Consider the following 24,262-nt stretch of genomic DNA (forward strand, 5'->3'; position numbering starts at 1 on the left):
CCAGTGTGGTGGCGATAGCGAGAAGGATACACCTGTTCCCATGCCGAACACAGAAGTTAAGCTTCTTAGCGCCGATTGTAGTGAAGGGTTTCCCTTTGTGAGAGTAGGACGTCGCCACGCGATTATTCCGGCATAGCTCAGTTGGTAGTAGCGCATGACTGTTAATCATGATGTCGTAGGTTCGAGTCCTACTGCCGGAGTTTAACATATGAAATATCACGAGTATGTGCTTCTTTCAGCTATGGAGAGTTGTCCGAGAGGCCGAAGGAGCATGATTGGAAATCATGTAGGCGGTAAACACTGTCTCAAGGGTTCGAATCCCTTACTCTCCGTTTCATATTTACAAACTGGCCCGTTGGTCAAGCGGTTAAGACACCGCCCTTTCACGGCGGTAACACGGGTTCGAGTCCCGTACGGGTCATTTATTTTAATAGTAACATTCCTTTTTGGAGGTTTAGCTCAGCTGGGAGAGCACCTGCCTTACAAGCAGGGGGTCAGCGGTTCGATCCCGTTAACCTCCATTACTCGGTTGGTTCCGTGGTGTAGGGGTTAACATGCCTGCCTGTCACGCAGGAGATCGCGGGTTCAAATCCCGTCGGAACCGCCATTTAATGTTGTTACTTGAAAATTATTTGAACAAGCTTTTGTTTTAGGCGTGGTAGCTCAGTTGGTAGAGCAACGGATTGAAGCTCCGTGTGTCGGCAGTTCGACTCTGTCTCACGCCATTTATGGAGGAATAGCGAAGTGGCTAAACGCGACGGACTGTAAATCCGTTCCTTAGGGTTCAGTGGTTCGAATCCACTTTCCTCCATTTTAGGGGCATAGTTTAAAGGTAGAACAACGGTCTCCAAAACCGTTGGTGTGGGTTCAATTCCTGCTGCCCCTGCCATTTAATTATTTAATAGATACACTTTTTAAAATTACGGCGATCGTGGTGAAGTGGTTAACACACCAGATTGTGGCTCTGGCATTCGTGGGTTCGATTCCCATCGGTCGCCCTTTGTAATTTTATTGGGGTATAGCCAAGCGGTAAGGCAACGGACTTTGACTCCGTCATGCGTTGGTTCGAATCCAGCTACCCCAGTTTTTTTGTAACAAAAATGGAATATGGCGGTATAGCCAAGTGGTAAGGCAGAGGTCTGCAAAACCTTCATCACCGGTTCAAATCCGGTTACCGCCTTCCAAAATATCTTGCCGGCGTGGCGGAATTGGCAGACGCGCTGGACTCAAAATCCAGTTCCTTCACGGGAGTGCCGGTTCGACCCCGGCCGCCGGTATACTAAAGACTGTTAAATCATTGATTTAACAGTCTTTTTTGTTTATTATTTTCTCGAATACATAAAAAAACCATCTCAAAAAAATGAGATGGAAAGTTAAGTGAGAGAGTGATAAGTATAGTGCGAATAAATACAAGGATTACAGAAGAATGTGGGGGTTCTGCATCATCGTCATTAAATGTTCCTGCAGTAGGAATATGAATTTCTGTCATATTATATTCAATAACTTGAACTGTGATGATTGCAACAGTTCCAATGATTGCTAACATAGTAGTCATACTTTCACTCCTCTCTTAATTTTAAATAAAAGTACTTAACTGATTGACTAGAGACTAAAAAGATACATCAACATGAACGTTGAGCTTTAGCACTATACAACGTAAAGATCACTCTTAGCTATTTTGAGAAAAGCCTTCTCCTCGACCAGTCTTGTTCTACTCATTGGTGTCTCTCGACATTTCTGAGCAATAGCCTATGTTTGTATAGGAGCCTCACCTAACTTATTACAAAGAAATAATAATCTTTTAAGTAACTCTTTGTCAAGACATAAGCAGAAGTCAAAACAGTTCTATTTACAAATGAATGCGACGAACCATTTCTTCTGTTATTTGTTCTACAATATCAATGGTTGTTTTTGGCGAACGTTGATTTCTGGGGATATCGATTGAGTAAATTTTGGCAATACGACCAGGATTTGCATCCATTAATACAACCCGATCAGAAAGTTGGACTGCTTGTTGAACGTCATGCGTGATCATTACAATTGATTTAGTCGCAATTTGATTGTTTAACCAAATTTCTAATAAATCGTTAGATAATTGGCTGGCTGTAATGATATCTAAAGCTGAAAAAGGTTCGTCTAAGAGCAATAAGCTAGGTTCGATGGCTAAAGCACGAGCAAAGCCTACACGCTGTTTCATTCCACCAGATAACTCTCTAGGATAAGCTTTTTCAAAACCAGTTAAACCAATCATTTCAATGAGATTACTGACTCTTTTATTTATTTGTTCGCGAGAAATTTCTTTACGGTTTTCTAAGCCAAAGCTGATATTTTTTTCAACTGTCAACCAAGGAAAAAGGGCAAAATGTTGAAAAACCATGCCGATATTGGCATCAGGCTCATTAATGATTTTATCTTCAAAAGTAATTTCACCTCTAGTTGTACGAAGAAGTCCAGCAATACTTCTGAGCAACGTTGATTTTCCTGTTCCTGATTGTCCGATAATACTTAAAAATTCATTCGTTTTAACTGTTAAATCAATATTTTCAAGGACTTTTAAATGTTCTGAATGTCCTTCAATTTCAAATTCTTTATATACTGATTTTATGCTTAATAATTCTTTATTTTCCATCGTCTTATTAGATAGGTAAAGGGAAATCACCTATCGTTCTCCTCTCTAGTTTATCTTAAAAATTTAGTCGAGTTGAGTCGTCCAGCTATTAATAGTGAAATTTTTGTTTTGCTGCTCGATATAAAGGTTGCCAAACAAAGGCGATACATAAACCAACAACGAAACACATCGCTAAGGTTCCTAAGGCAGATTTATCTTTTACGCCATCGTTTGCCGCAATATATTGTCCTAGGCCAGTAACATCTATTGATTTTTTTCCCCATTGAATGCTTTCTGCTGCGATATCAGCGTTCCAAGCAGCACCAGCAGCGTTAATAATTGCTGTAATGAGGTAAGGTAAGATAGAAGGGATCAAAAATTTTGTCCACCATTGCCATTTAGATAATTTAAAAAGTTTGGTTACGTCACGAATATCATCAGGGATGGCTAAGTAGCCAGCAATTACATTAAAGAAAAAATACCATTGGCAACCAACCATGATGAGTGGTAAAATCCACCATTCTAATTTGTTGAAGCCCATACTAATAATCAACACAATGAATGGAGTATAAACATTTGACGGAATGGAGCCTAAAATTTGTCCAATCGGTTGAACGATACTTAAGCGCCGATTATCATTCGCAACCCAGATTGCTAAGGGAGTAAAGATAATGCCAGCAACGACCATAGCCAAGGTAACCCGTAGCGTAGTATAAAGTGTTAATCTAGGAATCATGCTGAAATCTTGATGGGGCAAAAAATGATAGAGCTTAATAGAACAATAAACCCCAATAATGGTTAGGCTGACATACCATAATGTTTTGAAGAAATGGCGTAATTTTGCTAGTAATCGATAGAGATAGTCTAGCTTGAAAAAGTACCAAACTTTTGGTAAATCGTAAATCCAAAAATGACTGAATTTCACAAAAGCTTTTGAAAAGTATTTTGTTAAAGTTGCTTTTTTTAATAAATGATAAATGATGGATTTAGGTGGCGTTGTACTTTCGACATCTGTTTCATATTTAAAATAATAAGTGGCTCTAACTAAAGGTTGAAAGACTAAAAAGTTTAAAATCACCACATTGATTAATAAGGCAAAAACAGCCCATAAACAGGATTTAAAGTCGGCTCGATTTAATGCTACTTGGATATAAGAACCAATTCCTGGTAAATAAAGGTTGGTTTCTTTAGGAAAGGCAACAGAAGCTTGCTCACTAGCCACCAAGGCAAACCAAGCCGCAGTTTGAGAAATAATAACGTTCCAAAGTAAGCCAGGAATTGAGTAAACAAATTCAAGACGCCAAAATTTTTCCCAAGCATTGTACTTGAACTGATCGGTCACATTGACTAAATCTGAAGGAATAACTTCCATTATTTGATAAAGGGTCAACATGATGTTCCAAGCTTGACCTGTGAAGATGGCAAAAATAGCAACCGCTTCTGCGCCCATCACATTTCCTGGAAATAAACCAAGTAACCAAGCAGTTGTAAAGGTCAAAAAGCCTAGTAATGGAACAGATTCAAGGAAATTAACTAATGGTAAAATGACTCTTCGTGCCGTTTTATATTTTACGGCTAAAATACCAAAAACAAAGGAAAACAGGAAGGACCAAGCCATCCCCACAATCATTCGAAACATGGTTCGAATTGAAAAGTAAAAAAGATTTGATGGAGATAAGAAATCATCTGTTTTACTTGGTGTTGCGAGGAATTCTTCTGAGGGAAGGGTGTGGAGAGGGCGATTCATTTTTAGCCAAGAGAAGACGATGATAAAAATGAAAATGCCTAAAATGATGAGCAAGGTAAGATTCCCGATACTTTTAGCAAGTAGGGTATTTTTCTTAGATGATGCAGTGACAGCTTTCAATTTAAAAACCTCCAATTAATCATATTAAAGAGGTCGCCGAATAAAAGAAGATTATAGGGTAATCACAATAATTGAGCTTTGGCTTTCTGAGACGTAAGAAAAAAATTCTAGTTATCTTAGGAAAGCCTTAATTCGACAATCCCTGCTTTACTCGTTACTGTCTCTCGACATTTCCGAGCGATAACCTGTGTTCTTCAGAGTAACCTCACCTAATATGATTCTATTTGATTTACATGCTTATCATACTCGTGACTAAAAATAAAACAATTTCTAGCTGGTTATACCTGAATTACTGTTTGTTGTTATTCTATTCAATGATTCTTAAAAAGATTGCCCACATTCTGTTTTTTTAGGGAGAAATTATCAGATGAGTATGTTTATAACCCGAGGTTAATAGCGTAGGATGTTGTATTTTTAGTTTGTCTCGTTTACTGTTAAAGATGTAAGTAGTAACTATACGTGAATGGCTAAAAAAATTAAAAGTAATCTAGCACCTAAATTAAACAACAAAGAAATTTGTTCAGAAGAAAGGAAATTATGATGATTATTTGGGTAAACGGTGCGTTTGGAGCCGGGAAAACGACCATTGCACATGAGTTACAACAAAAACTTCCCAATGCAATCATTTATGATACAGAAATTATTGGTAGTGCATTGATGGAGTTAGTTCCCGAAGAAATGAAAGAAAATGATTTTCAGGAGTATCAGGAATGGCGTTGCTGGAATGCTCATTTATTAAAACGAATGTCCAAAGAGTCTGGACGGCCGATTATTGTTCCAATGACCCTTTATAAAAATGAATATGAAGAAGAGCTGATTGGATATCTGAGACGAGCAGGCATTGACGTTTATCATTTTTTGTTAGCGGTCGAGAAAGAAGAAATTTTACAGAGATTATTGAAAAGAAATGATGGAACTTTTGAATGGGGGAAAAATAAGTTGCCCGAAGTACTTGAAGGTTTTCGTCAGATTCAGTTTACCGAGATTTTTAGAAATCATTCAGCTGACACGACAGAAATTGTAGCAACCATTCTTAATAGAATAACCGAATAAAAATAAAATAAGGGACCTAAGCCGAAATGACTTAGGTCCCTTATTTTCTACTTCTTAAGATAATCAACTACCAGCTACCCTGATTTCTTCAAACTTTAAGACCGCACATTTACGACAATCTATTTTTACACTGTCAAAATTTTCTTTCAAGTCTTGCATTTTGTTATTTTTAGCAGTATATTTTAGGTGTACCTAAAATATATTAGAGGTTAACCTTCTGACGGGAAGGGCCTTTTAAAATTATTGCAAAACGAAAGAAGGAATTGAATTGAAAAATTCAGAAGAACATGAACCAAAGCAAAGACATCATTTGATTGAATATGCAAATGGTCCTTCGCTTGAAGAAATTAATGGCACCATCGACGTGCCTAAAAATATGAGTTTTTGGAAAACGTTATTTGCTTACTCAGGTCCAGGAGCATTGGTAGCAGTGGGGTATATGGATCCAGGAAACTGGTCTACTTCAATTACTGGGGGACAAAATTTTCAATATTTATTGATGTCGATTATTTTAATTTCCAGTTTGATTGCAATGTTGCTCCAATATATGGCTGCTAAATTAGGCATTGTTTCACAGATGGATTTAGCACAAGCAATCCGTGCTAGAACTAGTAAGACGTTAGGTATTGTATTATGGATTTTAACAGAGTTAGCAATTATGGCTACAGATATCGCTGAAGTTATCGGGGGCGCAATTGCCTTATATTTATTATTTCATATTCCTTTAGGTCTGGCTGTCTTCATTACGGTATTTGATGTTTTACTTTTGTTGTTATTGACAAAAATTGGTTTTAGAAAAATTGAAGCTATTGTTGTTGCTTTAATTGTTGTAATTTTTGTAATTTTTGCTTATCAAGTGGCATTGTCAAATCCAGTATGGGGAGATGTAATTAAAGGGCTGGTTCCTAGCGCAGAAGCTTTTTCTACATCACATGCGGTGAATGGGCAAACGCCACTGACAGGTGCATTGGGGATTATTGGTGCAACAGTGATGCCTCATAATTTGTATTTACATTCTTCTGTTGTACAAAGTCGTAAAATTGATCGTAAAGATAAAACCGATATTCAACGCGCTTTACGCTTTTCAACTTGGGATTCTAATATTCAATTAACGATGGCATTTTTTGTTAACTCTTTGTTATTGATTATGGGTGTGGCCGTTTTTAAATCCGGTAGTGTCAAAGATCCTTCATTCTTTGGTTTGTTTGATGCTTTATCAAATCCAGCGGTTATGAGTAATTCTATTTTAGCGCATATTGCAGGTTCTGGAATTTTATCGATTTTATTTGCGGTAGCCTTATTGGCATCAGGACAAAATTCAACAATTACAGGAACGTTAACTGGTCAAATCATTATGGAAGGGTTTATTCATATGCGTGTGCCAATTTGGTTACGTCGGATGGTCACACGTTTGTTATCTGTTATTCCTGTCTTAATCTGTGTTTTAATGACCAGCGGGAAAAGTACAGTGGAGGAGCATATCGCGATTAATAATTTAATGAACAATTCACAAGTTTTTCTAGCATTTGCTTTGCCATTTTCGATGTTGCCTTTACTGATGTTTACAGATAGCCGTGTTGAAATGGGTGAACATTTTAAAAACTCGTGGTTAATTAAATTGTTAGGCTGGGTTTCTGTCATTGGCTTAATTTACCTCAATATGAAAGGCTTACCTGATCAAATTGAAGGATTCTTCGGTGATAATCCGACAGCGAGTCAAATTACGTTAGCCGATAATATTGCTTATGTCATCATAGCACTCGTCATCCTCTTGTTAGTTTGGACGGTTGTGGAATTATATAAAGGCGATAAACGATATGCACAGCAGCTTGCAGCTATGGAGCAACAAGTAGAGGAGGTTAAATAATGAAATTTTCAAAAATTATGGTTGGTGTTGAAGAGTCGCCAGATGCGTTAAAAGCATTTCATTATGCTATCCAAAAAGCAAAAGAAGAACAAGCTGAATTGGTTATTGTTTCGATTTTAGAAGAGAAAGAGATTAATGTTTACCAATCGTTAGATAAAAATTATTGGCAAGAACAGTTGGCGAAATTAGAGAAACAAACGGAAAAATATCAACAAGAAGCGTTAGCGAATGGCATCGATAAAGTAAGTGTAATTGTCAATGAAGGGAACCCAGGAGAATTAATTATTAATAAGCTTATTCCTTTGAATAAACCAGATTTGTTAATTATTGGCTCTAAGTCAACTAGCAAATTAAAAAGCTTTTTTGGTAGCCAAGCAGCTTATATGGCTCGATATGCCCCAATTTCTGTAATAATTATTCGCTAACAAAATTGAAACAGTTAAAAAAGCCGCCACGATTTACTATTCGTGGTGGACTTTTTATAGTAATTTTTGTTTATATAAATAAACAGCCAAACTTAGTTGTAGCGAACTATCAGGAAATTCTAAAGTTAAGTGAAGAATCTCTTCTATTTTTTTTAAGCGGTAAATAATTGTATTACGATGTACATACATATTTGTGGCAGTCAACGAAATATTTTTATTCGATTGAAAGTAGGTATTGATGGTTTCTAGTAGGGAACTTTCATGTTTTTGATCTTCTTTTTCTAATGGTTCAATCAATCGTTGATATATTTTTTGTTTGGCTTGTTTGGTCAGGGTTTCGATCATTAAACGATAAAAAAAGAGGTCGTCATAATTCAAAATAGTTCGTTGTTGTAATTCTTGACTTGCTTGTGCTAAGTGGAATGTTTCTTGTGCTAATTTATAAGAATCACACAGATTGGTGATTTTCTTGACAGTTGGACCAATCGCTAATTTAAATGATAATTTTGGATTCAGTTTCATTAGTTGCTCTAGTAAATTCTTGGCAAGATGAGTGGTTTGTGCAAGGTAGGTGGCTTCCTCTTGTGCTGGATTTTCTAGTAATAAAATAAAGCCAGTTTGTGTAGGAAAGGCAGTAATTTTTTGTCGATATCCTTCTAAAATATGATTCAATTGATGGCCAATGCTATTCATTTGAATAGTCGGATTAAACAGTTGTTCCAATTGTTCAATGGCTACAAGCAAGAGACTAAATGTATCTTTTTCATTTAATTGCAGATAATTACTAAATTCTTGCCAAGCTTGAGGATTGGTATTTTTTTCTTGGATAAGGTCTTGAAACAGCGCCCCAATCTTTTGCCTCGTTGTTAAATTTTCCGAAGATTCTAATTGAAGTTGTGGTAAAAGGTAGTGAGCACAGACCTCCACAGATAATAAATCAATCGTCTGTAATTTTTTGGTAGTTTGCCAAATCACTAAGTAAGATAAGCTGAGATTTTTCTTTTTGATGGGTAAAATTCGCAAAGATAACTGATGGTTCGCTAAGGAAAATTCAACAGTCAATGGTTCTTTATAAAATAATAGTAGCTCATTGTTCTGGGCTTTTAAAGCTGTCTCAAACTGTTTTTTGAGAGTCGCGTTGTTTAAAATACTGGTGATTCTTGTTGGTGCATCAGGTAAATCAAAATGATTCATAATCTGAAAACGCTCGTCTAAAAGCATTACAGGCGCTTGAATCGCGGCACTTAATACTTCCAGTAATTGGGTACTTTTTCCGCCAGCTTTGATAATTGTATAAAATTTATTATGCATATGAACAGAATGTTGGCTAATCGTTTCGTCAGGTTGATTGACTCGGCGATTGACCAATGAAATAATTTGAGAAAAGTTGTAATTATAAGGGATTGAGAGAATTGGTAATCCGACGTCATTCGCTAATTGGATCATCTCTTGTGGAACTTCATTGAAATAACGTTGGACTTTAAAGCCTAGAGCAGCGCAGTTCATATTTGCTAGTTCTTGAATAAGACGTTTTTGCAAGCAAGGCTGATCTTTGAAAATATAGCCGGTAGTTAATAAAATTTCTCCTGGCGTTAACCAGTCAAAAGCATCAGGATTTTCTAAAATATTTGCTTGTAGAATTGGCGCATCTAAATTGGTCTCGTGCGTTAATAAGGTTAAACCAGGTAGTTCTTCTGCATGGAGTAGATCATTGACCGTCATCATTAGCAAGGCCTCCTTTTGTATGAATTATCTAAAAATTAAGTGTATTTATTGTAAGATGTTACAAAACTATTTTAGGGAAAATAAGGTATCCTTATACTAATAGAAAAAAGTTCCAAGTCATCACGTGATTGGTAGTCACAAGTGACCAAATAAGAACAATCAGCGCTTACAACCTATAGAAACGCATCGTTTAAAGATATAGCAATAGTATACTTAATTTTTAATGCTTTTACTATTGTTTCAGCTACTTTAAATTTCTCAAGTATTTCTATAATCTGTAAGTTTTTGAGACTCTTATCAGATATGCTTCTTTTTCTATATTTTATCAGAAAATTCTGGTAACTTTGAAGGTTATAGTTTGTAAAATGGAGGGATCGGTATGAAAAAATTAAAAATGTTAGGATGCGTCGGTTTGCTTTTAGCTTTAACGGCTTGTCAGGCGGGAACGGGAAACTCGGCTGATAGTAACAAAGCAGCGGAACAAAAAATTGCAATTAGTTCTGAAGCGGCTATTTCGACAATGGAACCACACACAGCGGGGGATACGACCTCGACTTTAGTCATGAATCAAGTTTATGAAGGACTCTATGTTTTAGGTAAAGAAGATGAATTAGAGTTGGGGGTCGCTGCCGAAGAACCAGCGATTTCTGAAGATGAAACCGTTTATACATTTAAGATTAGAGAAGATGCCAAATGGTCGAATGATGATCCAGTAACAGCAAACGACTTTGTTTATGCATGGCAACAAGTTGCTTCCCCTAAATCAGGATCGATTCATCAAGCTTTATTTTTTGATGTCATTAAAAATGCTAAGGAAATTGCTTTAGAAGGCGCTGATGTGAATACTCTTGGGGTTAAGGCGCTAGATGATAAAACGTTAGAAATAACTTTAGAGCGGCCTACCCCTTATTTGAAATCATTACTTTCGTTTCCTGTTTTGTTTCCACAAAATGAAAAATATATCAAAGAACAAGGGGATAAATATGCCACTGATGCAGAACATTTGATTTATAATGGTCCTTTTAAATTGAAAGAATGGGATAATGCCTCTTCCGATGACTGGACCTACGAAAAAAATGATACGTATTGGGATGCTGAAAAAGTTAAATTAACAGAAGCAAAAGTTTCAGTAATTAAGAGCCCAACGACAGCGGTGAATTTGTTTGACTCGAATGAATTGGATGTAGTGAATAAGCTAAGTGGTGAATTTATTCCTGGTTATGTTGATAATCCAGCCTTTCTTTCAATTCCTCAATTCGTCACATACTTTTTAAAAATGAACAGCGTTCGTGATGGAAAAGAAAATCCGGCTTTAGCGAACAACAATATTCGTAAAGCGTTGGCACAAGCTTTTGATAAAGAAAGTTTTGTAAAAGAAGTCTTGCAAGATCAATCAACGGCTACAGATCAAGTAATTCCGCCGGGACAAACGATTGCGCCAGATGGAACAGATTTCACAAAACTAGCTGCTAAGAAAAATAACTATTTAACCTACGATACAGCGAAAGCAAAAGAATTCTGGGAAAAAGGGAAAAAAGAAATTGGGCTGGATAAAATCAAATTAGAATTTTTAACAGATGATACAGACAGCGCCAAAAAAGCTGCTGAGTTTTTCCAATTTCAATTGGAAGAAAATCTAGACGGATTAGAAGTGAATGTTACTCAAGTTCCTTTTACTATTCGTGTTGATCGTGATCAAACGAGAGACTATGATTTAGAATTATCTGGTTGGGGAACCGATTATCGTGATCCATTAACAGTTATGCGCATCTTTACTTCGGATAGTACCTTGGGCGGCGTAACGTTCAAGAGTGATACGTATGATCAATTAATCCAAGAGACTAGAACAACACATGCGGCTAATCAAGAGGCTCGTTTAAATGACTTTGCTCAAGCACAAGATATTTTGGTGAATCAGGAAACGGTTTTAGCACCAATCTACAATCGAAGCATTTCTGTATTAGCTAATCAAAAAATCAAGGATCTGTATTGGCATTCATTTGGACCTACGTACAGTTTAAAATGGGCTTATGTTAACTAATTGAATGAAGGTAGGAAGGGGTTTGTCATGCTTTTAAAAAACTGTAAATTAGAAACAGGATTTTCTACTGTGAATCAGCGAATTGTTGCGACAGAAACAGCTAGCTATGATATTCGAATTGAAAACGAGGTCTGTACTGCGGTCGCACCGCAGTTAAGGCCTTTAGAGAACGAAACAGTTATCGATATGAATCAGCAACTCGTTTTACCTGCTCTAAGAGAAATGCATATTCATATTGATAAAACGTATTTTGGGGGACCTTGGAAGGCCTGTCGTCCACTAACGAAAGGAATTTTAACACGTATTGAAGAAGAAACTTGGCTGTTACCTGAACAATTACCAACTAGTTTAGAACGTGCTTGCCAAGTTATTGAGCAGTATATTCAACAAGGCCATTATCATATTCGCAGTCATTGTAATGTAGATCCATCTATTGGAACGAAACATATTGAAATTACTAAAGAAGCATTTAGTCGATATGAACAATACATTACTCATGAAATTGTGGCTTTTCCTCAACACGGATTACTCCGCTCACAAGTCGAACCTTTGATGCGCGAAGCCTTACGCATGGGGGCAACTCATGTCGGCGGCGTTGATCCAGCCCTTGTGGATCGTCATGTGGATCATTCAATCGCAAAAATATTTGAATTAGCTACCACATTTAATAAAAAAATTGATGTTCATTTACACGCCCGTGATACTTTGGGACTTTATGAATTTAATAAATTTGTTGATTATACAGAACAAGCAAAGATGTTTGGCAAAGTCACTTTAAGTCATGCTTTAGCCTTAGGGAGCTTAGAAGAAGCAGCAATTAGAGACATTGCGCAAAAATTCATCGAAACAGGTATTGATTTGACTTCGACTGTACCAATTGGAATGCCCACCATGCCGATTCCAACCTTGGTTGAACAAGGTGTTAAGATTTCCGTTGCTCATGACAGTTTGACGGATCATTGGTCGCCTTTTGGCAGTGGCAATACAATAGAAAAATTAAATACAGCCGCTCAAAGATTTAAAATTAGCGATGAGTATCGCTTGAATCGTTTATGGGGCTTAGCGAGTAATTTTGTAACGCCTCTTGATCCTAACGGGCAGCAAGTTTGGCCTAACGTCGGCGATTCTGCAGATTTCCTACTATTTAATGCTGAGAGCACTGCTCACGTGATTGCACGCCAACAGCCAATCCAACAACTGATACTAAAAGGACAACTGGTTGAAGCCGTTCAAAAGGGGGAAAAAGAATGACAGCATCCATTGTTTATTTGAATAATGTTCGTTTAGAAACTGGTTTTGCTAAAGACCACCACGAATTAACGTATACTAAAACCGCACGCTATACTTTAGCGATTCAAGAAGGCAAAATCCAAGCGATTATTCCGCAAAATCAAGTCACTGAAAAGCAACAAGGCACTGATTTAAACGGACAACTGGCTATTCCCGCTTTTCAAGAGAGCCATAATCACTTAGATAAAACCTACCTTTCATTAGGCTGGCGTGCTAGCCAACCTGTTAAAAATTTAAAAGAGCGTTTAGCAGACGAAGCCAGTGAACTTAAATTGTTAGCTCCGTCAACAGAACAACGAGCGACGGCCATGATTGAAAAATTGATTGGTTATGGAGCCTCTTATATTCGGACACATGTCAACATTGATCCTTATGTAGAACTAGAAAACTTCTGGGGCGTCAAAAGAGCCTTAGAAAAATATGCGCATGTGATTGATTATGATATTGTTGTCTTTCCACAGCATGGATTATTAAAAAATCCCCACACGGTTTTACTCATGAGAGAAGCCCTAAAAAATGGTGGAACAATGGTTGGCGGTTTAGATCCTGCAGGCATTGATTATGCAATTGAAGAATCTTTAGAAACTATTTTCGATCTGGCAGAAGAATTTCAAGTAGGAATCGATATCCACTTGCATGATACGGGGGAAGTTGGCGTTTATACAATTGATAAATTTTTAGACATTTTAGAAGAACGAAAATTTACTCAGCGAACCGCTATCAGTCACGCCTTTGCGCTGCTAGATGTACGACCAGCAGAAAAAGAAAAACTATACCAACGCTTGGCAACGCATCAAACGGCGATTATGTCTACAATTCCCTATGATCCTCGTTATTTATTGCCACCAATTGATGTGTTACGCCAAGCTGGTGTATCGGTTCATTTAGGTAGTGATGGCTTTTTTGACTCTTGGAGTTCTAATGTTTCAGGTGATTTATTTGAAAAATTACGTAATTTTTGTGAAATGACAGGAAAGATTACAGAAGAGCAACTTACTCAAGCTTACGTCCATGGCTGTGGCAAAGAAGCACCTTTTTCATTTGAAGAAGAACGTCTTTGGTTTACAGAAGGCGACGAAGCAAACTTTATCTTTACAGAAGCAGCTTCTACATCAGAAGTGATTGCTAGAAAACCACAGAAACGCCAGATTATGTTGAAAGGACAATGGGTTTAACTTGCTTTAAAATTAGGTAGAAATAGAATGCTAAAAAGCCAAACAGAGGAAACGGGGTTCAGCTCTGAGCAACGCACAGTGTTTAGTCCTGCGGTTACTCGTCACAGTTTAATGCGTATAAAGTGCTTCTGCTCACAACGTGGATCAGCTTTTCAAGTTTGTTTGACTCACTTTAACATAGCACTTTTGCGTATCTTCCTTTATAATAAGACAAAATGAAGGAGATGAACCAAGCATGACTGAACAAACGAGAGAAAACAAAAAAGCAGCCTACGAATTGTGCTTACAACAATTGAGCGGTTTGTTAGAAATAGAAACGGATGCTATTGCAAATTTAGCAAACTCGTCTGCGTTACTTGCGCAAACGTTACCAGACACTGTTTTTGCTGGGTATTATTTATATAAAAATGAAGAATTAGTTTTGGGTCCTTTTCAAGGGAAAGTCTCTTGTACCAGAATTAAAATGGGCAAAGGTGTCTGTGGTGAGTCCGCGGAAAAACAAGCTACATTGATTGTTGATAACGTGAAGACACACGCCAATTATATTTCTTGTGACTCAGCTGCGATGTCTGAAATCGTTGTACCGATGGTAAAAAATCATCAATTGGTCGGTGTTTTAGATATTGATAGTGGTGTAACAAATAGCTATGATGCGGTTGACCAACTGTATTTGGAAAAATTTGTTACCTTGTTACTAGAAAAATCAGATTTTTAAGCAGACTATTTTTGCTTTCTGACAAATCATGAGAAAATAAAGTATAAAATTTGATCATGAAAGAAGGTGAGTCATTTGTTAGAGCTGTATATAAATTTTAAAGGTGAAGCAAAAGAAGCAATTGCGTTCTATGAAGATGTTTTTGATACAAAATGTCAAAATTTAATGACTTTTGGCGAAGCACCTGAAGATCCTGAGCATCCTATAAACGACGAGATGAAGGATTTAGTGATGAACGCAAGTATCATTATTGAAGGAACCTATGTAATGATTTCAGATGTTCCTGATATGTTTGGTTTTGAAGTTACGGAAGGAAATAACCTTTCGCTCGTGGTTAGCACAGATGATGATGAAAAAATTGATCGCTTATTTAAACGATTATCTGAAGGTGGCACTGTTACAATGCCATTATCTGAAACTTTTTGGTCCAAAAAGTATGGTTCCCTAAAAGATCAGTTTGGCATCCATTGGATGTTTAATTATTATGAAGAAGATTAAAAAAATCCCCAATCCGTTATTTTCATTGGATTGGGGATTTTTTATTCATGAAAGAATTGCTTCTTAGCGATTTGATACTGCCGTTGCTTTTCTGTCCAAAATTGCTGATCTTTTTCATCAATTTTGCGAATGACTTTTGCTGGATTACCCCCAACAATCGTGTTGGCAGGAACGTCTTTTGTAACCACAGCACCAGCAGCAACAATAGCATTTTTTCCAATTGTAACGCCAGGTAAAATGGTGGCACTTCCGCCAATCCACACGTTATCTTCAACAGTAATTGGCGTACCGAATTCTAATTCTGCAGTTCGAATCGTTGGATCAATTGGATGGCCGGCAGTATAAAAACTAGCACGAGGGCCAACCATGACATTATCACCGAAGATGATTTTGTTTACATCTAAAAAAATGCAATCCATATTTGCATAAAAATTTTCTCCTACCTCAATATGGCGACCGTAATCTACATGGAGGGGTGGGGTGATATATAACTCATTGCCAGTTTTTCCTAATAATTCTTTTTCTAGGGCCACAATTTCTTTCACATTATCGATAGGAAGTTGATTGATTTTTTGAGCTAACACCTTGCCTTTTGTTGATTTGTTTTCGGGTAAAATGGTGGGGGCGTAATATAATTCACCTTTTAACATTTGCATATAATCAAAGTCATTTTGTTTCATGTAAGCGCTCCTTTAGGCTTTTTCTCTATTGTATCAAATCAATACAATAAGTCGAGGAATATGTAAAATAAAAAAGGATAGATAGCAAAATAGCCTTGCTTATCTATCCTTTACCTAAGGTTATCCAATTTTTTTAACTCTCCCGCCAATTTTATCTGCTAATTTTTGTGCTTCTTTTTCAGAGTGGTAAACTAAACAACCTGATTTATCTCGCGTACGTTTACCATCTGCAGTTAAATAGCCATGAAAAAATTTGATTGCATACATAGACATCACCGCCTTTCTAATTGAAAATAGTGTAATTGGAGCGATTAAAAATGTCAAATAATAGAAGTGCTCTTAACCATTCTTATCTTTTTTAGTTCGAAGATAAGCTTGGTTAAGAGCATCTTTTCACTTAATAAATTAGTTTGAAACGGGTCGTTGAGTGAAATTCCTGTTCAGGTGAGAGGGTGATAGAACCGAACAACGGAAATCTTTCAGCACCAGGACAGACTTGGGTTTCAAATGTGAGCGCTCCGTGATTGACTAATTTTTGCCCTTGAATATCGGGACCGCTATCAGCAAAATTTGCTGAAAAAATAACAACTGAAGGTTGATCAGTGAACATTTCTAAGGTGATATCTTTAGTAGGACTTTTTAAGATAACATCTGGGTTAATTAAATCATGATTGGTTAAGATGAAAGGGTGATCGAAGCCGTTCATCTTTTGGATTTGTTCATCGTTACTTGAAAAAACCTCAGCTAATTTTTTAGGTTTTTGTAAATCAAAAGCTGTCTGGTCGACGGAAGCTAATTCTCCAAGCGGTAAAACTCTTTCATCAAGCGGGACAAACTTTTGGGCATTTATTTGTAACTCATGCGCATCAATGGGGATTGCAGGATTTCCAGTTAAATTAAAGTAGACATGATTGGTTGGATTAAAAAGTGTTTGTTCATCTGTAGTTGCCTGATACTCAATTTGCCATTCATTTTCTTCAGTCAATGTATACGTGACTGAAACAGTGAGATTTCCAGGAAAACCATTTTCACCAGCAGGACTCTCTAGCCAAAATTTCACAGAAGGATTCACTTGTGCCTCTTGGATTTCGCTGTGCCATTTTTTACTTTCAAACCCAGGTGTGCCGCCGTGAAGTGTTGTTTGAGTAGGAGTATTAATCATCGTTTGATACGTTTTACCCGCTAGTTCAAAGGATCCATCGGCAATTCGGCCAGCTGTTCGACCAATTGTTGCACCAAAATATACGTCTTTAGACAAATATTCATCTGCTGAGGGAAAGCCTAGCACGAGTGATCGGGATTCATTTTTTGTAAGAGGAACGTCGAGCGCAACAATTCGCGCACCAAAATCTGTTGCTTTTAAAGTCACACCATTTTTATTTGTCAGTGTGTAAAGAAGCATTCCTTGTCCAAATGATTCAGTTGAAATAGTCAAAATAATCAATCCTTCCTTCAAGTAAATATTTAGTAAATTTAACTTTGTTGTTTAGATTATTTAAATAGTCAAAAAGAAATGCTAAGAAAATAAATCTGTATTTAATTGTATTGTACACGTTTTCAATTGAAATGACAATTAAGAAAATATTAAGTAAACATTTGCAAAAGTTTAGTAAATATTATACAATTTGTTTACTAGTGAAAGGAGCGATTAGTGATGGAAGAACTGTTAATGAATCGATTTGTAGAAATATTTGGTGAGAAAGGGACAGCCTGTTATTTTGCCCCTGGAAGAATTAATTTGATTGGTGAACATACAGATTACAATGGCGGTCATGTTTTCCCAGCGGCTATTACTTTAGGGACATTTGGTGTGGCAAGAAAAAGAGACGACCAAAAAATTCGGATGTTTTCTGATAATTTTAAAGAGGTTGGTCTCATCGAATTTTCATTAGAAGATTTAACCTATTCAGATTCAGATGATTGGGCAAATTATCCTAAAGGCGTTTTAAATTACTTGATTGAAAGCGGACACAATATTGATTCTGGCTTAGATGTGCTCTTCTACGGTACGATTCCTAATGGTGCTGGCTTGTCTTCTTCTGCTTCTATTGAACTTTTAATGGGAACGATCTGTAATGATTTATATGCCTTACACTGTCCAATGCTTGAATTGGTGCAAATCGGTAAAAAAGTGGAGAATGAATTTATTGGCGTTAATTCAGGAATTATGGACCAATTTGCCGTAGGGATGGGAGAAAAAGATCAAGCTATTCTACTAGATACCAATAATATGCACTATGAAATGGTTCCCGCCAAATTAGGTGAGTATACGATTGTCATTATGAATACTAACAAACGCCGTGAATTAGCAGATTCAAAATATAATGAACGTCGTGCAGAATGCGAAGAAGCCGTTCGTTTGCTTCAAAAAGAGTTATCTATTGAATTTTTAGGTGAATTAGACAGCGAGACATTTGAACAATATCAAGCATTGATTGGAGATCCAGCGTTGATTAAACGAGCGCGTCATGCCGTCACAGAAAATGAACGAACTTTATTGGCAAAACAAGCGCTAACTGAAGGGGATTTGGAAGAATTTGGCTTATTATTAAATGCCTCACATCGTTCGCTAAAAGAAGATTACGAAGTAACTGGCATTGAGTTAGATACCTTAGTGGCTTGTGCGCAAGAACAACCAGGCGTTTTGGGCGCACGGATGACTGGTGCAGGGTTTGGCGGTTGTAGTATTGCTTTGGTACCAAAGCAAAATATAGATGCATTTATTGAAGCTGTTGGCCAGAGTTATCAAGATAAAATTGGCTATGCTGCTGATTTTTATCCTGCATCAATTGATGATGGTGCCAGAAAGTTATTTTAGAAAGGAAGGCTTTAAATGTCTATTTTAGTATTAGGTGGCGCAGGCTACATTGGCTCACATGCCGTCGATCAATTAATTTCAAAAGGATATGCCGTTGTTGTTGTTGATAATTTATTAACGGGGCATCGTTCAGCAGTTCATGAACAAGCGGCTTTCTATGAAGGCGATATTCGTGATAAAGCTTTTTTACGTAGTGTCTTTGAAAAAGAATCAATTGAAGGGGTGTTGCACTTTGCGGCCAATTCTTTAGTAGGAGAATCCGTGGAGAAACCGTTAATGTATTTCAATAACAATGTTCACGGCACTCAAATTGCCTTGGAAGTCATGCAAGAATTTGGAGTGAAACATATTGTTTTTTCTTCCACAGCGGCCACTTATGGCGAACCAAAAGCAATGCCTATTACAGAAGAAACCCCAACGAATCCTAAAAATCCGTATGGGGAAAGTAAATTAATGATGGAAAAAATCATGAAATGGTGCGACAACGCTTATGGAATGAAATATGTTGCTTTGCGTTATTTTAATGTTGCGGGAGCAAAAAAAGATGCCTCAATTGGTGAGGATCACACGCCAGAAACGCATATTGTGCCAATTATTTTACAAGTGGCATTAGGCCAACGAGCAGAGCTAAGTATTTTTGGGGATGATTATGATACACCAGATGGTACGTGCATTCGAGATTATGTTTACATTGAAGACTTGATTGCAGCACATATTTTGGCTTTAGAATACTTGAAAAATGGCGGCGAAAGTGACGTCTTTAACCTGGGTAGCAACAACGGCTATTCTGTTAAAGAAATGTTAGATGCTGCTCGCGAAGTGACAGGCCAAGAAATTCCTGCGACAATCGCGCCACGCCGAGCAGGGGATCCTAGTACGTTAATTGCTTCTAGTGAAAAAGCCAAACGAGTTTTAGGCTGGCAACCAGAAGTAACTGAGGTCAAGGACATTATCGCCACCGCTTGGCAATGGCATGTGAAACATCCTCAAGGCTATAATGAATAGGAGAACATCAGATGATGAAAGAAAGTAGTAAATGGATTGCTGCATTTGTAGAGATAATCATAGAAAATGGCGATTGGACGGAAACAGACCGTTATTATTTGACGAATCGGATTGCCAAACTAGTTGGCTGTGATTTTTTTGAACAACCAGAAGCAGTTGCTTGTGAACAAGAGCCGTTGCATGTGGTGGAACAGCTTTTAAACATTGCACAAGCCAATCACCAAATCGATGACTCAATTACGGAAGCAGAACAACTAGAAGCGGAGTTAATGGATTTTATTACGCCGACCCCAACCATCATTAATCGGAAGTTTATGGATTATTATCAAGAGTCTCCACGAAAAGCAACGGATTATTTTTATCAGTTATGTAAAACGAATAACTACATTAAAACGAAAGCAATCGCCAAAAATATTATTTTCCCAATGGACTCACCCTATGGTAAACTAGAAATTACCATTAACTTATCGAAGCCAGAAAAGGATGCTCGAAAAATTTTGGCTGAAAAGAAAATGAGTCAAAAAAAATATCCAGCGTGTATGTTATGTATGGAGAATGAAGGCTATTATGGTCGTGTGAATTATCCAGCACGGACAAACCATCGGATTATCCGACTAAATTTAGAGGACGAAGCTTGGGGCTTTCAATATTCGCCATATGCTTACTATAATGAGCATGCGATTTTCTTGGACCAACAACATCGAGAAATGAAAATCGAGAAAAAAACGTTCCAGCGGCTCCTTAAAATTACGGAGTTATTCCCTGAATATTTTGTGGGCTCTAATGCAGATTTGCCAATTGTTGGTGGTTCTATTTTATCTCATGATCATTACCAAGCAGGACGTCATACATTTCCAATGGATTTAGCACCAATGGAAAAAAGATTTTCTTTGAAAAAATATCCTGAGATAACTGCGGGTATTTTAAAATGGCCGATGTCTGTGATTCGTCTTCAAAGTGATCATCAAGAGGAACTCGTTGAGGCGGCCGAATTAATTTTGACCAAATGGCGCAATTATTCTGATGAACGTGTCTCAGTTCGGGCCTATTCAGAAGATGGCACACCGCATCATACGATTACGCCAATTGCCCGACGCAAAGGGTCATTATTTGAATTGGATTTAGTTTTACGAGATAATAATGTTTCGGAGGAATTTCCAGATGGCATTTTTCATCCACATCCAGAAGTACAACATATTAAGCAAGAAAATATTGGCTTAATTGAAGTAATGGGACTAGCTATTTTGCCACCAAGGCTGGCACAAGAATTAAGAGAAGTCGAAAAGTATTTATTAAAGCAACCCAATCAAATTGCTGAAAGTCATCGAGCTTGGGCGGATGAACTCAGTCAGCAAACCATCACTGAAGCCAATGTCAAAGAAGTGATCCAACAAGGAATTGGGACAATTTTTGTTCAAATTTTAACAGATGCCGGCGTCTTTAAACGTGACGAAGAAGGTCGTCGTGCTTTTGAACGATTTATTCAATGTATAGAAAATGATTAGTTTGAGGTGAGGAACATCGTAACCATTAAAGATATAGCAGAGCAAGTCGGTGTTTCTTCAGCGACAGTTTCGAGAGTTTTGAACTATGATGAAACATTATCAGTTAGTGATGAAACGAAGAAGAAAATATTTGAAACAGCAGAAACGTTAAATTATAAAAAGCGAGCCAGAAAAAAACAAGCAGGCAAAAAGAAAATTCGGTTTGTCCAATGGTTCAGCGATCCAGAAGAACTGGATGATATTTACTATTTATCGATTCGTTTAGGTGTTGAAAAGCGGGCAGAGGAATTGGGTTTTCTTTTAGTCAAAGAATCTCTGACAAACCTGTCTCAAAAAAGATTTGATGGGACAATTGCCCTAGGAAAATTTGATGAAAAGCAAGTGGCGGCCTTAGCCGCCTTAGGCGCACCTCTTCTATTTGTAGACTTTGATGCAATGGCTTTTGGCCAAAACTCCATTGTTGTTGATTTTGCTGGAAGTGTTAAAACAATTGTGCAAGAATTTTTGGCGCAAGGGCATCAGAAAATCGGTATGCTTTCTGGGCAAGAATATACGAAAGAGTCCCGCGTGGCATTGGTTGATCCACGTTTTGTCGCTTTTAAAGAAACCTTAAAAGATTTGGACCTTTATCATCAAGAATGGGTTGTCGAAGCAGCTTTTTCTGTTGAAGAAGGCTATCAAGCGATGAAAGACTTTATTGAAAAAGCGGACACTCGTCCAACCGCTTTTTTCGCTGCAAGTGATACGTTGGCCATTGGTGCAATGCGGGCGTTACAAGAAGCAGCCATTCGTGTGCCAGAAGATATTTCTATCATTGGTTTTAATGATATTAGTGTCGCAAAATATGTTTCACCAACATTAACAACAGTTAAAGTTCATACTGAATGGATGGGTGAGCTAGCCGTTGAGACAATGAAAGAGTTATGCTTGAATACCCCACCAGTTCCTAGAAAAATTATTGTCGGAACGGAATTCATTCAGCGAGATTCAACGAAACATTCATCAAAATAACAGCAAAACTTGGAGAGTTTTTTCCAAGTTTTTTGCTCTTTTCTGCTGGTTTTCAACAATCAAGAAAATGGAGGGAAACAGATGCAACCGAAATTAATTATTTTACGTGGTAATTCTGGTAGTGGTAAAACAACGATAGCTAAAGCGCTTCATCAGTGTCTTAAAGAACAATCGTTATTGATTTCTCAAGATGTGGTGCGCAGAGAAATGCTTCGTGTTAAAGATGAAACAGGTAATCTAAGTATTGCTTTGTTAAAACAGTTGGTAGCTTTTGGTTATCAAGAATGCCAGTATGTGATTGTTGAAGGGATTTTTCAAAAAGCCATTTATCATTCCTTTTTTCAGGAAATAATCCATCTCTTTGAAGGAAACGTTCAGGTTTATTATTTTGATCTTTCTTTTGAAGAAACACTGAAAAGACATAGCCAGAGAAACAAGAATCAAGAATTTGGTGTCGTGGAAATGAAACGTTGGTGGCTACCAGAAGATTATTTAGGGCTTCCGGGAGAACAGCGGTTATCTGAACAACTGTCTGAAAAGCAGATTATCAGGCAAATTTTAGCAGATATTCAGTAGTGAGTGCTGCGCTTTTTAGAGAAATGGATGTTGTGGTATGATAAAAAAGAAGGAGTGGTTTCAATGGATTACCAAGAACGATTAAAAAATTTACCACCTGAAGTCATGACAGCTTTTTCAGAATCATTTATTTTTTTAATCAGTAACGATAAAGTTCAACATTTTCCTGCACGAGACTTAACGCAAGCTGAAATGATTCAACGAGTGAAAGAGAAATTAGGTGAAACGGTGACGTGGTCCTTATGGCAAGGGTTCGTTATTGCTGTTAATTCAGAAGAAACATGTGTTGCTGTTTTGCCCAAATATCATCAACTCGATGGTTTTTGAAAATGAATAAGGGAGCGAAGAATTATTCGCTTCGTTGTATAAAATGAAAACGTTTTTTTGGAGGAAATGCTGATGTTTGAGCTAGTGGTTATTAGAGAAATGCAAGAGAAAGATATCTTAGCGCTGGATACTCAATTTGTCCAACAAGGTTGGCCAAGTCGCCAAGAGATTTTAATGAACTATTTAGAAGAACAATTAGTCAAGCAACGAACGGTTTTTGTAGCGGAGAAAAAGGCAACGCTGTTAGGTTATGTGACGTTACTGCCATTAGCTAAGGAAGGACCTTTTAAAAATTTATATCCTGAAATAGCTGATTTCAATGTATTCTTACCATTTCAAAAACAAGGAGTGGGGCGGTTATTATTAAATCGTGCAGAAAATGTTGCCAAAAGTTATGCAGATACTGTTTCTTTGGGAGTAGGCCTGCATCCTGGTTATGGTGCAGCGCAAAGATTATATATCAAACAGGGATATGTGCCAGATGGTTCAGGAGTCTGGTTTCAAAATAAGCAGCTGAAACCAAACGATCGGTGTGTTAATGATGATGCGTTAGTTCTTTATTTATCGAAAAAACTATAGAGTAGCCAAAGTAATACTCTATAAATATCATTTAGGAGGTTGTTACCCTTGATCAGAAAAATGAAGCCAACAGATGCAGCGGCGTTAACTATCATTAATAAAGAACAATTGGGCTATGAAGTTCCCGTTGACGTGACCTGTAAACAGATTGAGAAATTACTACTAGCCAGTGACAGAGAGTTTTTATATGTTTATGAAGAAACGAAGACAGGGAAGATTTTAGGCTATGTGCATGCGCAACTGTATGAAACAATTTATTCCCAAACGTTATTGAACGTTCTGGGGTTAGCAGTGGCAAAAGAAGCAGAAGGCCGTGGAATTGGCAAACAATTAATGACGAAACTAGAAACGGAAGCTAAAAAGTGTAACTTGTCTGCGATTCGCTTAAATTCAGGGGAACAGCGTACAGCAGCACATCAATTTTATGAACACATTGGCTATGTTTCTGATAAAAAACAAAAGCGATTCATTAAATACTTGGATACTTAAGTTATGTC

Annotated in this window: 23 protein-coding genes, 12 tRNA genes, 1 rRNA gene and 2 riboswitches; of the genes, 29 read left to right on the plus strand and 7 right to left on the minus strand. The window is 37.3% G+C overall.

Annotation, left to right across the window (positions count from 1 at the left end; all coding sequences use genetic code 11):
- The first annotated feature begins 4 nt into the window (after positions 1-4).
- The 13 genes from rrf (at position 5) to IGL23_RS04255 (ending at position 1,277) form a co-directional block, all read left to right on the plus strand.
- Positions 5-120, plus strand: a 5S ribosomal RNA gene (gene rrf, locus IGL23_RS04195).
- Between the two features lie 6 nt (positions 121-126).
- Positions 127-200, plus strand: a tRNA-Asn gene (locus tag IGL23_RS04200).
- 43 nt (positions 201-243) lie between these two features.
- Positions 244-332, plus strand: a tRNA-Ser gene (locus IGL23_RS04205).
- 17 nt (positions 333-349) lie between these two features.
- A tRNA-Glu gene (locus tag IGL23_RS04210) sits at positions 350-421 on the plus strand.
- A 27-nt stretch (positions 422-448) separates the two neighbouring features.
- Positions 449-521: transfer RNA gene (locus tag IGL23_RS04215), tRNA-Val, on the plus strand.
- Between the two features lie 10 nt (positions 522-531).
- Positions 532-607 (plus strand) — tRNA-Asp (locus tag IGL23_RS04220).
- Between the two features lie 45 nt (positions 608-652).
- Positions 653-725: transfer RNA gene (locus tag IGL23_RS04225), tRNA-Phe, on the plus strand.
- 5 nt (positions 726-730) lie between these two features.
- A tRNA-Tyr gene (locus tag IGL23_RS04230) sits at positions 731-811 on the plus strand.
- Between the two features lie 4 nt (positions 812-815).
- Positions 816-889 (plus strand) — tRNA-Trp (locus IGL23_RS04235).
- Between the two features lie 36 nt (positions 890-925).
- A tRNA-His gene (locus IGL23_RS04240) sits at positions 926-998 on the plus strand.
- 14 nt (positions 999-1,012) lie between these two features.
- Positions 1,013-1,084 (plus strand) — tRNA-Gln (locus IGL23_RS04245).
- A 25-nt stretch (positions 1,085-1,109) separates the two neighbouring features.
- Positions 1,110-1,180, plus strand: a tRNA-Cys gene (locus IGL23_RS04250).
- Between the two features lie 13 nt (positions 1,181-1,193).
- Positions 1,194-1,277 (plus strand) — tRNA-Leu (locus IGL23_RS04255).
- A gap of 17 nt (positions 1,278-1,294) precedes the next feature.
- Here IGL23_RS04255 and IGL23_RS04260 read toward each other — a convergent pair.
- The 3 genes from IGL23_RS04260 to IGL23_RS04270 form a co-directional block, all read right to left on the minus strand.
- Positions 1,295-1,555 (minus strand): hypothetical protein, encoded by a 261-nt coding sequence (locus tag IGL23_RS04260; RefSeq protein WP_033595476.1) that lies wholly within the window; start codon positions 1,553-1,555, stop codon positions 1,295-1,297.
- Between the two features lie 64 nt (positions 1,556-1,619).
- A riboswitch (M-box (ykoK) riboswitch) is annotated at positions 1,620-1,787 on the minus strand.
- A gap of 62 nt (positions 1,788-1,849) precedes the next feature.
- Complete coding sequence (locus tag IGL23_RS04265; RefSeq protein WP_002360638.1) at positions 1,850-2,629, minus strand: ABC transporter ATP-binding protein; 780 nt, start codon at positions 2,627-2,629, stop codon at positions 1,850-1,852.
- A gap of 88 nt (positions 2,630-2,717) precedes the next feature.
- Positions 2,718-4,490, minus strand: coding sequence for an ABC transporter permease subunit (locus IGL23_RS04270; RefSeq protein ID WP_002384764.1), 1,773 nt, complete (start codon positions 4,488-4,490; stop codon positions 2,718-2,720).
- A 41-nt stretch (positions 4,491-4,531) separates the two neighbouring features.
- Positions 4,532-4,699: riboswitch (M-box (ykoK) riboswitch) on the minus strand.
- Between the two features lie 313 nt (positions 4,700-5,012).
- On the opposite strand from IGL23_RS04270, the gene IGL23_RS04275 reads away from it, so the two are divergent.
- The 3 genes from IGL23_RS04275 to IGL23_RS04285 all read left to right on the plus strand — a co-directional run bounded on the left by IGL23_RS04275 (position 5,013) and on the right by IGL23_RS04285 (position 7,820).
- Positions 5,013-5,528 carry an AAA family ATPase gene (locus IGL23_RS04275; RefSeq protein WP_050443338.1) on the plus strand — a complete coding sequence of 172 codons (516 nt, stop codon included), beginning with the start codon at positions 5,013-5,015 and terminating at the stop codon, positions 5,526-5,528.
- A gap of 268 nt (positions 5,529-5,796) precedes the next feature.
- Positions 5,797-7,395 carry an Nramp family divalent metal transporter gene (locus IGL23_RS04280; RefSeq protein ID WP_002382010.1) on the plus strand — a complete coding sequence of 533 codons (1,599 nt, stop codon included), beginning with the start codon at positions 5,797-5,799 and terminating at the stop codon, positions 7,393-7,395.
- The gene (locus IGL23_RS04285) at positions 7,395-7,820 is read left to right on the plus strand and encodes a universal stress protein (RefSeq protein ID WP_033595474.1); all 426 of its coding nucleotides are present in this window, start codon (positions 7,395-7,397) and stop codon (positions 7,818-7,820) included. Before IGL23_RS04280 ends, IGL23_RS04285 begins: the two co-directional genes overlap by 1 nt.
- Positions 7,821-7,874: 54 nt before the next feature.
- Here IGL23_RS04285 and IGL23_RS04290 read toward each other — a convergent pair whose 3' ends face one another.
- Positions 7,875-9,545, minus strand: coding sequence for a PucR family transcriptional regulator (locus IGL23_RS04290; protein ID WP_002358159.1), 1,671 nt, complete (start codon positions 9,543-9,545; stop codon positions 7,875-7,877).
- A 379-nt stretch (positions 9,546-9,924) separates the two neighbouring features.
- On the opposite strand from IGL23_RS04290, the gene IGL23_RS04295 reads away from it, so the two are divergent.
- The 5 genes from IGL23_RS04295 to IGL23_RS04315 all read left to right on the plus strand — a co-directional run bounded on the left by IGL23_RS04295 (position 9,925) and on the right by IGL23_RS04315 (position 15,264).
- A complete protein-coding gene (locus IGL23_RS04295; protein ID WP_033595472.1) occupies positions 9,925-11,586 on the plus strand; it encodes a peptide ABC transporter substrate-binding protein in 1,662 nt (553 codons plus the stop codon).
- The gene (locus IGL23_RS04300; protein WP_161634312.1) at positions 11,587-12,837 is read left to right on the plus strand and encodes an amidohydrolase family protein; all 1,251 of its coding nucleotides are present in this window, start codon (positions 11,587-11,589) and stop codon (positions 12,835-12,837) included.
- Complete coding sequence (locus IGL23_RS04305; RefSeq protein WP_430619675.1) at positions 12,834-14,051, plus strand: amidohydrolase; 1,218 nt, start codon at positions 12,834-12,836, stop codon at positions 14,049-14,051. Before IGL23_RS04300 ends, IGL23_RS04305 begins: the two co-directional genes overlap by 4 nt.
- Positions 14,052-14,286: 235 nt before the next feature.
- Entirely contained in the window at positions 14,287-14,766 is a 480-nt protein-coding gene (locus IGL23_RS04310) for a GAF domain-containing protein (protein WP_002365470.1), read from the plus strand.
- 66 nt (positions 14,767-14,832) lie between these two features.
- On the plus strand, positions 14,833-15,264 hold the full coding sequence (locus IGL23_RS04315; protein WP_002390068.1) for a VOC family protein: 432 nt from the start codon (positions 14,833-14,835) through the stop codon (positions 15,262-15,264).
- Positions 15,265-15,305: 41 nt separating this feature from the next.
- On the opposite strand, the gene IGL23_RS04320 is transcribed toward IGL23_RS04315, so the two are convergent.
- The 3 genes from IGL23_RS04320 to galM form a co-directional block, all read right to left on the minus strand.
- Positions 15,306-15,944, minus strand: coding sequence for a sugar O-acetyltransferase (locus IGL23_RS04320; protein ID WP_033595468.1), 639 nt, complete (start codon positions 15,942-15,944; stop codon positions 15,306-15,308).
- Between the two features lie 120 nt (positions 15,945-16,064).
- Positions 16,065-16,211 (minus strand): hypothetical protein, encoded by a 147-nt coding sequence (locus tag IGL23_RS04325; RefSeq protein ID WP_002384758.1) that lies wholly within the window; start codon positions 16,209-16,211, stop codon positions 16,065-16,067.
- Positions 16,212-16,341: 130 nt separating this feature from the next.
- Complete coding sequence (gene galM, locus IGL23_RS04330) at positions 16,342-17,400, minus strand: galactose-1-epimerase (protein WP_311388818.1); 1,059 nt, start codon at positions 17,398-17,400, stop codon at positions 16,342-16,344.
- A 198-nt stretch (positions 17,401-17,598) separates the two neighbouring features.
- On the opposite strand from galM, the gene IGL23_RS04335 reads away from it, so the two are divergent.
- The 8 genes from IGL23_RS04335 to IGL23_RS04370 all read left to right on the plus strand — a co-directional run bounded on the left by IGL23_RS04335 (position 17,599) and on the right by IGL23_RS04370 (position 24,254).
- Complete coding sequence (locus tag IGL23_RS04335; protein ID WP_002386588.1) at positions 17,599-18,762, plus strand: galactokinase; 1,164 nt, start codon at positions 17,599-17,601, stop codon at positions 18,760-18,762.
- A gap of 15 nt (positions 18,763-18,777) precedes the next feature.
- Positions 18,778-19,767: a UDP-glucose 4-epimerase GalE gene (gene galE, locus IGL23_RS04340; protein WP_010830500.1), complete on the plus strand. Its 990-nt coding sequence runs from the start codon at positions 18,778-18,780 to the stop codon at positions 19,765-19,767.
- Between the two features lie 14 nt (positions 19,768-19,781).
- Entirely contained in the window at positions 19,782-21,272 is a 1,491-nt protein-coding gene (gene galT / locus IGL23_RS04345; protein WP_181036288.1) for a UDP-glucose--hexose-1-phosphate uridylyltransferase, read from the plus strand.
- Between the two features lie 6 nt (positions 21,273-21,278).
- Positions 21,279-22,283 (plus strand): LacI family DNA-binding transcriptional regulator, encoded by a 1,005-nt coding sequence (locus tag IGL23_RS04350; protein ID WP_002360622.1) that lies wholly within the window; start codon positions 21,279-21,281, stop codon positions 22,281-22,283.
- A gap of 9 nt (positions 22,284-22,292) precedes the next feature.
- Complete coding sequence (locus IGL23_RS04355; RefSeq protein ID WP_033595398.1) at positions 22,293-22,859, plus strand: kinase; 567 nt, start codon at positions 22,293-22,295, stop codon at positions 22,857-22,859.
- A 27-nt stretch (positions 22,860-22,886) separates the two neighbouring features.
- Positions 22,887-23,186 (plus strand): hypothetical protein, encoded by a 300-nt coding sequence (locus IGL23_RS04360; RefSeq protein WP_025186579.1) that lies wholly within the window; start codon positions 22,887-22,889, stop codon positions 23,184-23,186.
- Positions 23,187-23,252: 66 nt separating this feature from the next.
- The gene (locus IGL23_RS04365) at positions 23,253-23,765 is read left to right on the plus strand and encodes a GNAT family N-acetyltransferase (protein ID WP_161634311.1); all 513 of its coding nucleotides are present in this window, start codon (positions 23,253-23,255) and stop codon (positions 23,763-23,765) included.
- A 48-nt stretch (positions 23,766-23,813) separates the two neighbouring features.
- Positions 23,814-24,254: a GNAT family N-acetyltransferase gene (locus tag IGL23_RS04370; protein WP_002369669.1), complete on the plus strand. Its 441-nt coding sequence runs from the start codon at positions 23,814-23,816 to the stop codon at positions 24,252-24,254.
- Positions 24,255-24,262: the final 8 nt, after the last annotated feature.

The organism is Enterococcus sp. MSG3299, from assembly GCF_050555765.1.
Taxonomy (GTDB): Bacteria; Bacillota; Bacilli; order Lactobacillales; family Enterococcaceae; genus Enterococcus; species Enterococcus faecalis.

Coding starts and splice junctions, on each gene's coding strand:
- IGL23_RS04290 (WP_002358159.1), bottom strand. CDS start 9,545: ATGATGACGGTCAATGATCTACTCCATGCAGAAGAACTACCTGGTTTA.
- IGL23_RS04260 (WP_033595476.1), bottom strand. CDS start 1,555: ATGACTACTATGTTAGCAATCATTGGAACTGTTGCAATCATCACAGTT.
- IGL23_RS04310 (WP_002365470.1), top strand. CDS start 14,287: ATGACTGAACAAACGAGAGAAAACAAAAAAGCAGCCTACGAATTGTGC.
- galT (WP_181036288.1), top strand. CDS start 19,782: ATGAAAGAAAGTAGTAAATGGATTGCTGCATTTGTAGAGATAATCATA.
- IGL23_RS04335 (WP_002386588.1), top strand. CDS start 17,599: ATGGAAGAACTGTTAATGAATCGATTTGTAGAAATATTTGGTGAGAAA.
- galE (WP_010830500.1), top strand. CDS start 18,778: ATGTCTATTTTAGTATTAGGTGGCGCAGGCTACATTGGCTCACATGCC.
- IGL23_RS04365 (WP_161634311.1), top strand. CDS start 23,253: ATGCTGATGTTTGAGCTAGTGGTTATTAGAGAAATGCAAGAGAAAGAT.
- IGL23_RS04360 (WP_025186579.1), top strand. CDS start 22,887: ATGTTGTGGTATGATAAAAAAGAAGGAGTGGTTTCAATGGATTACCAA.
- IGL23_RS04305 (WP_430619675.1), top strand. CDS start 12,834: ATGACAGCATCCATTGTTTATTTGAATAATGTTCGTTTAGAAACTGGT.
- IGL23_RS04275 (WP_050443338.1), top strand. CDS start 5,013: ATGATGATTATTTGGGTAAACGGTGCGTTTGGAGCCGGGAAAACGACC.
- IGL23_RS04320 (WP_033595468.1), bottom strand. CDS start 15,944: ATGAAACAAAATGACTTTGATTATATGCAAATGTTAAAAGGTGAATTA.
- IGL23_RS04265 (WP_002360638.1), bottom strand. CDS start 2,629: ATGGAAAATAAAGAATTATTAAGCATAAAATCAGTATATAAAGAATTT.
- IGL23_RS04325 (WP_002384758.1), bottom strand. CDS start 16,211: ATGTATGCAATCAAATTTTTTCATGGCTATTTAACTGCAGATGGTAAA.
- IGL23_RS04285 (WP_033595474.1), top strand. CDS start 7,395: ATGAAATTTTCAAAAATTATGGTTGGTGTTGAAGAGTCGCCAGATGCG.
- IGL23_RS04295 (WP_033595472.1), top strand. CDS start 9,925: ATGAAAAAATTAAAAATGTTAGGATGCGTCGGTTTGCTTTTAGCTTTA.